The sequence below is a fragment of the Pseudalkalibacillus sp. NRS-1564 genome, assembly GCF_050467905.1.
Taxonomy (GTDB): Bacteria; Bacillota; Bacilli; order Bacillales; family Guptibacillaceae; genus Guptibacillus; species Guptibacillus hwajinpoensis_B.
The window spans coordinates 1-9,563 of record NZ_JBITPM010000055.1 but is presented as its reverse complement, the minus strand read 5'-3'; the positions used below and the strand labels follow the sequence as shown (position 1 = coordinate 9,563).

Annotated in this window: 13 protein-coding genes and 1 pseudogene; 13 read left to right on the top strand and 1 reads right to left on the bottom strand. The window is 37.5% G+C overall.

The window, feature by feature from the left end:
- The 7 genes from ACIFPW_RS21945 to ACIFPW_RS21915 all read left to right on the top strand — a co-directional run.
- Window positions 1-182: hypothetical protein (locus ACIFPW_RS21945; protein WP_430247149.1), on the top strand; the 182-nt coding region annotated here is incomplete at its 5' end.
- 204 nt (window positions 183-386) lie between these two features.
- Entirely contained in the window at window positions 387-569 is a 183-nt protein-coding gene (locus ACIFPW_RS21940; protein ID WP_430247148.1) for a DUF7685 domain-containing protein, read from the top strand.
- A 570-nt stretch (window positions 570-1,139) separates the two neighbouring features.
- Window positions 1,140-1,568, top strand: coding sequence for a hypothetical protein (locus ACIFPW_RS21935; RefSeq protein ID WP_430247147.1), 429 nt, complete (start codon window positions 1,140-1,142; stop codon window positions 1,566-1,568).
- On the top strand, window positions 1,568-1,864 hold the full coding sequence (locus ACIFPW_RS21930) for a YwqI/YxiC family protein (protein ID WP_430247146.1): 297 nt from the start codon (window positions 1,568-1,570) through the stop codon (window positions 1,862-1,864). Before ACIFPW_RS21935 ends, ACIFPW_RS21930 begins: the two co-directional genes overlap by 1 nt.
- A gap of 20 nt (window positions 1,865-1,884) precedes the next feature.
- Window positions 1,885-3,654, top strand: a complete 1,770-nt coding sequence (locus ACIFPW_RS21925; protein WP_430247145.1) for a T7SS effector LXG polymorphic toxin — start codon at window positions 1,885-1,887, stop codon at window positions 3,652-3,654.
- A gap of 15 nt (window positions 3,655-3,669) precedes the next feature.
- A complete protein-coding gene (locus tag ACIFPW_RS21920; RefSeq protein ID WP_430247144.1) occupies window positions 3,670-4,119 on the top strand; it encodes an SMI1/KNR4 family protein in 450 nt (149 codons plus the stop codon).
- A 326-nt stretch (window positions 4,120-4,445) separates the two neighbouring features.
- Complete coding sequence (locus ACIFPW_RS21915) at window positions 4,446-4,589, top strand: immunity 22 family protein (RefSeq protein WP_430247143.1); 144 nt, start codon at window positions 4,446-4,448, stop codon at window positions 4,587-4,589.
- A gap of 125 nt (window positions 4,590-4,714) precedes the next feature.
- Here the strand turns inward: ACIFPW_RS21915 and ACIFPW_RS21910 are convergent.
- Window positions 4,715-5,334, bottom strand: a pseudogene (locus tag ACIFPW_RS21910) (transposase); the annotation flags it as partial.
- A gap of 241 nt (window positions 5,335-5,575) precedes the next feature.
- Here ACIFPW_RS21910 and ACIFPW_RS21905 point away from each other — a divergent pair.
- The 6 genes from ACIFPW_RS21905 (at window position 5,576) to ACIFPW_RS21880 (ending at window position 9,381) form a co-directional block, all read left to right on the top strand.
- A complete protein-coding gene (locus ACIFPW_RS21905) occupies window positions 5,576-5,836 on the top strand; it encodes a hypothetical protein (RefSeq protein WP_430247142.1) in 261 nt (86 codons plus the stop codon).
- A 4-nt stretch (window positions 5,837-5,840) separates the two neighbouring features.
- Window positions 5,841-6,224 carry an immunity 22 family protein gene (locus tag ACIFPW_RS21900; protein ID WP_430247141.1) on the top strand — a complete coding sequence of 128 codons (384 nt, stop codon included), beginning with the start codon at window positions 5,841-5,843 and terminating at the stop codon, window positions 6,222-6,224.
- Window positions 6,225-6,647: 423 nt separating this feature from the next.
- Window positions 6,648-7,130: an immunity protein YezG family protein gene (locus tag ACIFPW_RS21895; RefSeq protein WP_224881828.1), complete on the top strand. Its 483-nt coding sequence runs from the start codon at window positions 6,648-6,650 to the stop codon at window positions 7,128-7,130.
- A 221-nt stretch (window positions 7,131-7,351) separates the two neighbouring features.
- Window positions 7,352-8,575 (top strand): ISL3 family transposase, encoded by a 1,224-nt coding sequence (locus tag ACIFPW_RS21890; protein WP_430247140.1) that lies wholly within the window; start codon window positions 7,352-7,354, stop codon window positions 8,573-8,575.
- Window positions 8,576-8,808: 233 nt separating this feature from the next.
- On the top strand, window positions 8,809-8,934 hold the full coding sequence (locus ACIFPW_RS21885) for an HNH endonuclease signature motif containing protein (protein ID WP_430247150.1): 126 nt from the start codon (window positions 8,809-8,811) through the stop codon (window positions 8,932-8,934).
- 96 nt (window positions 8,935-9,030) lie between these two features.
- Window positions 9,031-9,381 (top strand): YrhA family protein, encoded by a 351-nt coding sequence (locus ACIFPW_RS21880; RefSeq protein WP_430247139.1) that lies wholly within the window; start codon window positions 9,031-9,033, stop codon window positions 9,379-9,381.
- Window positions 9,382-9,563 lie beyond the last annotated feature (182 nt).

Below are 9,563 nucleotides of genomic sequence, written 5' to 3'. Positions count from 1 at the left end.
TTTTTCACTGGTCTCGGACGGTTCTCGTGATTCATTTTTTACCAATTGAGGTACATAGGGACAGGTTCCTCGTTCCAGCATACACAAGCGATGGCAGTGAAGAAGGACATGGGTTAGACCCATCCCTGCCATCTATTCGATCCACTTATTACAAGAAAATGATCCACTCGTGCCATAAATGAGCCACTATCAAAAATGATAGTGGCTTTAATCTTCATTTGGCAGCTAGTGAAGTTGGAGAGACAGACTCCTTGTCCCCAGCTATAAACGCTAGAATAGGATTGCAAGTGTGTGGTAAATTGAATTTACTTCTGCCATTTAACTTATGTCATAATAAAGAAAATGCAAAACATAAGAATAGTATGATCTAGTTAAGGGAGATCGTTATGAAAAAGTGTGATCGTTGTGGGAATAAAGAAGCTACCATTATTTTAACTGATGTTTGGCAGGAGCGGCTATGCTATTGTTGTCTTAACGAGGTGGTTTCTGATGAAGGGACACGGGGACAGGTACCTCGTCCCACTGAATCTGTTCAAGCAAGCAAAATATATTATACGCTGAAGAAGTAATGAATGAAACCCGCTGAGTTGGCTGATGTAGCCGCTTGGTGGGCTTTTTTGTTGTTATGAAATGTTTTATTTTGAGACAAGCCTTTTTATTGATGTGGTAAAATTATCAAACAGTTATGATTTATGATGGGGAATAGAAAATGATTACAACTATCAAACTTACTCCAAATGATATACAAACTATTAAAGTCGATAAAGATGAAGCAACTAAACTCATTAAACATTATGCTATCCAATATAGGAGGGACATGGAGACCGGTTTCTCGTCTCACCAGAAATCGAGTAATACAGTAATGCTTCAGTCATTGTAGAAAGGTTATGATTATGTCTGCAGTGTTGATCTATTAGTTATCTGCTGGGAAAAGGTACCTGTTTCGGTGTCCACTCAGGAATTACTGAGCTGAAACATTACTATTAAGTTTAATCAGTTCATGATTCCCCTACTATTTGCTCATTTTTTATGAAAAATTATTGATTGGAAATAAATTGAATTGGGTAAATAGTAAGATAGATATCGGGATAAATCCTTTTGTGAAGAAGATTTCATGTTGAAGGTATTGAGGTGAAGTAATGGGGATTTATGGCGAGTTGAGTAGTCTTCAAGAACTGTTAAATGGAAAAGCGAGTGAAATAGCTGATAACTTGCACAGGCTACGAGAAGCGAAAGCTGAAATTAATCGTGAGCAAATTTTGTTGCTCGGGGAAATTAAGAATTTGCGACGACCTGATTTATCAGACCAATGGGTGGGCCCACTCTCCGATAAATATGATGCTGATCGAGAGGCATCCTATCAATCTATGGGTCAGATAGGGAATGAACAGTACGATTTGTACCAAAGGGTCATAGACTCTCGTATTCACGCTCTTGAAGCGCAGCAAAGTCACTATAGCTTTCTTGGGAGCCTCGCACATGAAGCAGAATCTTTGTTACATAAAGGGGAAGATTATGCGGAAGATGTATCAGCGAAAATCAATCATATTAAAGGGAGGATTTTCTGATGTATAAAGCCGTTTCTGGCGGAGGATCTTCTACGGAGATTAAACTCAATTATTCAGAAGTGATGACGAAATTAGAAGAAGCAATGAGTGCCGTTCAACATCTCACGTTACCAGAGCCTTCAGGAGGTCAACTGGGGCGTAACAAAATGAACTATACAGATGCCTGGATTAATCGTGAACAAAACCTCCAAAGTTTAATGAAGGATTATATGACGGTTGTCCAAAAAAACTTAGAGGATACGAAAGCGAATGTGGATTCACTTAAAGAGCAGGATGAAGCTATTACAAGATCTTAAAGAAGGGGTAGTCGTTATAAGTGAAAGTCTATGAAGCTTCAACCTTATTTGATACGATGTCGACAAGAAAAAGGGAATACGAAACGCTACGAGAACAGTTAATTACCCTTCAAAAGGCTTTTCAAAGTATCGTTGAACTTGATGAAGCCCTTAAAGGCAAAGGTGCTGATGCAATCAAAGGCTTTTATCAGGCTCAACTTGATGTGTTAAGTCTATGGCTTCAGCTCGTTGATCGAAATATCGCTTTTTATAATGGGGTTCCAGAAGGGGCGGCGTCAAGAAATCTTGAAAATGAAACTGTTGAGCTTCCTTTTTTAGAAGATGAGCTATCGAATAGCGAAAGTAGAGCGAGAGAAATGATTGCAGAGCAGCAGGAAGATCTGCAGCGGATTTTCGATCGCATCAGCGACATTCAACCACTACATGTTTTTTCTCGAAACGAAGTCGATCAACAACTTGATGAAGCAAAGATGAAACGAGAAGAGACGATTGAGAGCGTTGAACAATTTGATGAAGAATTAACGAGTAAGTACACGATGTTGGAAAGTGATGAGCAGGTCCTAACCGCTTTGTTCAGTGAATTAATGAATGCCTCGAGTCAAGGGAATCAGGTTTCATCGATCTACTACGATGCCGCATCTTTTCATTCGAGTGATATTTATTCGGCGATTGCTGCGAGCCAAGCGGAAGCGGCTAGCGTGAAAAAAGAGCAAACTTCACAGGAAGTTGAATCGGCTGGGGAGGAAAATGAGAATCCTTTCATTGAATCGGTTAATAGTTTTAAAGAGATTGGTAATGATTACTGGGCTGGCTTTCAAGAGCGTGGTGAAAAGAAAATGGATTCTCTCTATGACTTTGGTAACTACCTCACCTCAGGATTGTTCGACGGCGTAAGAGGTGCTGTTAGTGCAATGGACGAACGATCTGATAAAGCAATGGATTCACCTTATGATTTTGTGAATTACTTGACGAGTGGCGGAGCGGATCTGGTGAAAGATGCGGTGAACCCAGAAGACGATTTTTCGAAAGAGCATTGGTTGAGTAGTTTTGGGCTGGCTGCTATGGTTGCTGGGGCGAGGGTGAGTATACCTAAAAGCGGCACTGCGAAAATGAGTAATATCAAGCATACGGTTCATCCGGATGGAACAAGGAAAGTTATGAAAGAGACTTATCAAAAAGTGGTGCAGGGCCCACTAATGAATACGCGAGTGGATATGCAAGATCTTGTGCGAAAGGTCCTCGATTATCAGGTGCCGTTGCGAACAGATTATGCTTTGGCGGGAGTTGGAGATATTCCTCATAATACTGTGAGAGATATGGGGAAGGATGCTAGGGAAACGTTTCATATTATTAGTGGGAAGAAGGATGGAAGTACAAAGAATAAGGGTAAAGAATACAAGAATTATAAGGCTGTAGAGTATAAAGGAACTACTAAAATTAATGGGAAAGTTAAGGATACTAGTAGGCGAGTTTATCAAAGAATAGATATTGATTACGAGAGAGTTGACCCTAAAACCGGCAAAACAAACCTTCAATTAATGAAAAGCGGAAGACCTCCAATTTGGAAAGATGGAACTAAAATAGAACTTCATCATTTAATCCAAAGAGAGCCTGGGGCAATGGTGGAGCTTCCTAGTAGTATGCATAAAGAATACGATAGAATATTGCATGGTTTAGTGGAAAATGGGGGTAGTTTTAGAAATGATTCTGTTTTGAAAAAACAATACAGCAACTTTAGATTGAAATATTGGAGATGGAGAGCTAAAGAAATAGATTTAGGTGAATTATAGAGGGAGGAATATTGAATGAATAGAGATAAATTAATTAATTTTATTAATAGCAATGCTGAACCAGATGATTTTACTGGAGGAATAGATATTAAACAAATTGAAAATGTTCAAGATAGTCTAAAATTAATATTTCCAGAAAGTTATAAGTGGTTCTTAAATAATTATGGTTCCGGTGGTTTATATGGTATAGATATTTTGGGGGTAGCCAAGTCTAATATTTCTACTGTGGTTATTGAAACAGAAAGTTATAGAGATTTAGGATTGAATGATAATTTAGTAGTTATTGAGGATGTAGATGAATTTGCTTATTGCTTAGATACAAGCAAGATGGAGAACAATGAATGCCCGGTGGTAGCTTGGAATAAGCAAGGAGGACTAGATGACTTTAACACTGCAGAAAATTTTTATGAATTTTTATTACAAAGGTTATTGGATGCAAAAGAAGTTTGGGAAGAAGACTTTTGATGTGAAAAGGTAGAAAGATATAATTAGGGAACTAGAGGGTAGTTCCTAGTTCCACTGAGGGAGGAAAACATCCAACAAGGATTGTAGGAAAATGATTTTTTAGAACTTGTGGGGACTGTTTGAGGCAAGTGAAAATCTATAAAACACCAGGTGAACCAAACTACTAAATTGGTCACCTGGTGTTTTGAATTTTCAAATATAATAGTAGAACCCTTCAAATCGGAGAACAAAGGGACGGGTTCCAGGTCCCACTGGCTAATTACAGACTTGAAGGTGGGGTTATGCCTTTACCAAAAGGTCTCAGGTTAAACTAGGAGGATATTATAATGGAAAATCAGGGATGGGTTTCAGTTTGGTTAGGTAATATTGAAGAAAATGACTCAGTAGGAGATTATGTGGGTTTAACTTATGATGAGGATGGTGAATCCATCCCCTCCCAGTTTTTAGGGACATGGGGACAGGTTCCATAGCCGTCAAGCTAATGGAAACATAGAGTATGAAATGAACGTTCCGTTATGGTTTTTCAATATTTTTCCATTTGAGATCCCATCCACTTTGTATTTAATTAAGAGCTTTTAAAAAATAATCATCCCTGTTATTTATAAGGTAAGCCTAAAACATCAAACGGACTTTGGTGCCTCTTTCTATGGTCCTTAGTCCCATGTCTCTTTGTATTTTCATAGACCGTTAGTAGAAGTTCATATATTGCTTTTATGCCCGAGCACAACGCGGATTCTAAGTAAGGAAGGAACCCTTTGATTAGATCCATGGCCTTGTATTCGGATATCTCTTTTTGATGGTTTTGATACAAATAATACCGACACTGAAACATTGTCATGGAAGAAAGAAGAATTCTGATTAAAGTGCCATATAAATGGCATTCCATTCGTTCTTGTTTCATCCTTCTCACGTTATTGATTTGATAAAGGGATTTCCACGTTTTAAATATGATTTCAACTTGCCATCTAAGGGTATACAACGGATACAGGTCTTGAGGACCTAATTTTTCTTGTGTTATGTTGGTCACAAGAACTTGAATATCATTTCTTCTTAGGGCAGATTGGACGTTCCTTCCTTTCTGTCCCTTTTTTTCAAAGCTTTTTCGCGCCTTTTGCGCTGTTCAGGTGTTAGTTTCTGGGCGACAACTCGGCCTATAAAGGAATTTCGCGCATCGCCACCTACTTTAACGAAACCATAGTCTATTACTTTACCTGAGTCTTAGGAGGGACATGGGGACAGGTTCTTCCTCCCAACCAGTGACGTAGGACATATCCAATAAAACAGTAAAAAATACCATATTTAGCTTTATTAGAGGATAGGATCTTACCTATCCTCTTCAAGTTAACGGCTAAAGGGACGTGGGGACAGGTCACCCGTCCCGTTAGTGATGTCTTCAGTCTTGTTTTATATTTGCTGGGACAAGGTACCTGTCCCGCTGTACCCTGAGTGGCATCTTGTGGCGAGAACACCTAAATTTAAACAGTGGGGTGTGAGCATAGACGATATAAAAGAAATGAGGTCTCTAACTAAAGATGTTGAATTTGTAAATCCGCCAGGGCGACATGGGAGGCGAGGTTCTACAAAAGCACATAATGAAATATTAAAGATCATTGATTCTGCACCTGATTATGAAAGCTTTGTTAGACGCTTAAATGAATGGGCTAGTAATAGAATGAAAAATGGAGTTATGGATTTACCAGAAGGTCTAAGGAGGTAAAAAAATGAAAGACTATGTATCTTTGTGGTTGGGAAACTTCAGAAATTTTGATGAGGTCGAAAAATATACTGAAATAAAATATGATGAAGATGGAAACAGTATTCCTTCTACTTTTGAGAGAGAATTTAAATTGGGTTATTATAATAGAGATTTAATTGAAAAAGATTGGATAACTGACTCTGAAGATGAAATAAAAAAGCTTCTAGTGGAATTTTCATACGATGATCAATTAATAAAGCAGTTTATTGATGTAAAGTTAAACGCTAAATATAATACCATTATTTTAGTTTATAACTATAATTATGATAAAGATGGTAGAGCTGTAGATTCAATAGACAAAAATGGATATAAATTAAATTATATAGGTGTAGCAGAATATATAGATTAATCTATTGGTATACAAAGTATAGTATAGTAATCGCCTGCCGAAAAAAATCGTGGAGAAGTTCGAAACCAGTGAAAGAGTATGTGAAGCATCACTACGTATAATAAACTTTTACAAACAAGTGTTAATGAAAACCAGTTGGGCGCATCTTACTAATGATGCACTCAACGGTTTTTTATTTTTACAAGCAAGGAAACCAGCAGCTCCGTCCCACCGGGAATTGTGGTATTAGTATAGAAACGATACAGAAATGCTTCCGTAATTGTAGAAAGCTGATGATCAGATTAATTCTGTAGTGTTGTTTTATTAAATATTTGCTGGGACAAGATACCTGTCCCCATAGCCGCATATTTATAATAAAATACAAATTTGAAGGAAAAAGACAAGTTAGGCTAGAGATATCAAACCAATCAGGAGGTTAAAATTATGAGTTTTGAACTTCAATTAAATAACTTATATGAACAAATTGCACAACATGTTAACGAATTGATACCAGTTGAATGGAGTGAGATTTATTTCAATGGAGAAGTAAAGGGAAATGAGGGCGGTGTATATTTTTTCTTCATCCCTGTTGATAGTCAAAATGAAGTAGTGTACTCACATGATATACCAGATTTATATAATGTTAGTGAGAAATCATATGATCAAGAACTTCATAAATTGTTTGAGCTTACTACTAAGGTACAGCAGGTGTTTATAGACAATGATCAAGAACCGTGGTTTTCAGTTGCATTCATTTTAAATGCGTCTGGTAAATTGAATGTGCATTTTGACTACACTAACTGGCATAACAGCGAATTCGGTCCTACAGATCGGATTGAGTATTTTGAGTTTAAATATGTAAATCAAAATAAAGAACAATTTGATACAGACTTAATGAAGAGAATGGCGGCCTTTGAAGAAAAATAAAAAAAGTGTGGGACAAATTGAATTGTAGCCTTTAATATGTACAGTTAATAAAAAATGACCTATGCTGCTTGTAAATGACCTTGGTATTGTACCGGGGTCATTTTATTTAATGGTTCTATAATATTTGTTGGGGTTTAAGAAAATTAAGCACAAAAACACACGCAAGCTCCTATATCTTTTAAACTTGAATTGACGAGAAACAAGAAAAAGATTGGAGTTGCGTGTACGTGCATTTTAACATGAAATTACCCGGATTAGAAGAAGTGAAGGTATCAAAAGTGGAAGCCATTAATGGCCAGTATCATGTTCATATTGAAGTGCCAAAGAAGGCGCACCAGTGCCCCCAATGTGAAGAATGGACTGTACGTGTTCATGATTATCGGACTCAGAAAGTACAGCACCTTAAAGTATTTGAGCGAACGGCTTTCTTGTTTTATCGAAAGCGCCGTTACGTTTGCGCTTGTGGGAAACGATTCGCTGAAAGGAATTCGATCGTTAATCGCTATCAGCGCCACTCAAAGGAATGGAATCAGGCCCTGGGATTACGCGTCGTGCAGGGGAAGAATTTCAAGGATACCGCAGCCCAATTTCGTACGTCGCATTCAACTGCGATCAGGCGGTTTGATGAAGTAACCGCACCAACGCTTCAAGAAGTGAGTGATCTTCCTCGTGTCATCGCTATTGATGAATATAAAGGAGATACGGATGAAGGGAAATATCAGGTTGTCATTGCGGATGGCGAAACAAAACAGCCTTTGGATATCCTCCCTAATCGCTCCATTGAGACCGTAAAGGACTATCTTCGCAAAAAGGGATCCCAAGTCGAAGTAGTCATCATGGACATGAGCTATGCCTTCAAGTCTGCCGTTCAAAAGGCCCTGGGAAAACCAATTATTGTAGCCGATCGCTTTCATTTTTGTCGCTACATCTATTGGGCATTAGAGCGAGTACGCAGAAGAGTTCAACAGACTTTCCATGATTATGATCGGAAAAAGTGTAAACGAATGAAGCACGTATTTTATAAGCGATATGAGCAGTTGAGTGAGAAACAAAAGTGGTATCTAGACCGTTATCTTGGACTATCCGAGGAATTAAGAAAGGCTTACGAATTAAAAGAAGCGTTTCGAAGTTGGTTTGAGGAAGCGAAAATAATCGGACAAGAGAAGCCTCATCAAGTGAAACAGTCCCTCTACAATTACTACAAAACCGTTGAAGGAGCGAACATGAAGGAGTTCAGACAAGCCGTTCAAACGCTTAAGAACTGGCAAACAGAAGTCCTGAATAGTTTTGCCTTGAACTATAATAATGGTTTTATCGAGGGATTAAACAATCAAACGAAAGTGATTAAGCGAAACGCCTTTGGTTTCAAGCGATATGATCGCTTACGAAGAAAAATCCTTTTACATCATCAGTACAAAACATTTCGTCATTTTCAACTAGGATAAGGAGTAGGAGATGAATCTCCTACCCCAACATTTGATTTAGAACCTATTTAATCAAAAGCCTGTTATTTTCTCTTTAATTTTCCAGGGGGGGAAATCTGATTGATAGCTAAATCAGTTATTTTCATTATTATTCTCCTTCGACAAGTGTTGAATCATTAAGATATTTTGCCTTCACACTAAGAGTGTTAGATCATGTTGCTTCTCAAAACCTCTTCTCGTAATACTATAAAGGAATCTTAAAAAGGAATGGGTACCAAGTTCATCATAAACTACCTTTAGACGATGGAGGAAATAATGATCTTAGCAATTTAATACTAATTAAAAACGACCCAAATCATAAAGTTCGCATAAAAATTTAACAAAAGTTATGAAAGTAGGAGATTCAATTATTATTAAATGGCCATTCCCAGAAGGCATAGTATACCCCACAACGAAAAAATAGAGGTGAAGACATGTTGTTAGACTTACTTACTGAAGTTGAAAAGATTAAAAATCAAGATGGAAAGTCAATAATGTCATCTGCTAACGATAAAAATATCAATGAAATAAGAAAATGGATTTCAAGCAATTCAAGTGAAAGTTCAGAGGTATTGGAATATCAGGCTTTTTTGAAAAAAGTAAACGGTTTAGAGTTTAATGGTTTGGTTATCTATAATGCCAATCAGTACGATAATAATAATGGTTTTATTGAGGCGAATGAAATCTGGCAAGAAAATGAATGGGAAGGTAATTATTTGTTTTTTGGGGATTCAAATATTTCGTGGTATTGTTTGGACATAGATAAACATACATTTTTTGGAGCTTGATAAACCAAGTGGAGATATAGTAGAAGAATATAGTAGTTTTGAAGAAATGCTAACCCAAGCTTTGAAAAGCGTTTTATAAGGAAGTGCTAGTATGTGGAGATACAAAAAGACAGGTTCGACGTCCTAATATAAGTTGAACAAAATGGTCCTAAAAGAATCACGGGGACGGTTCGAGACCAGTG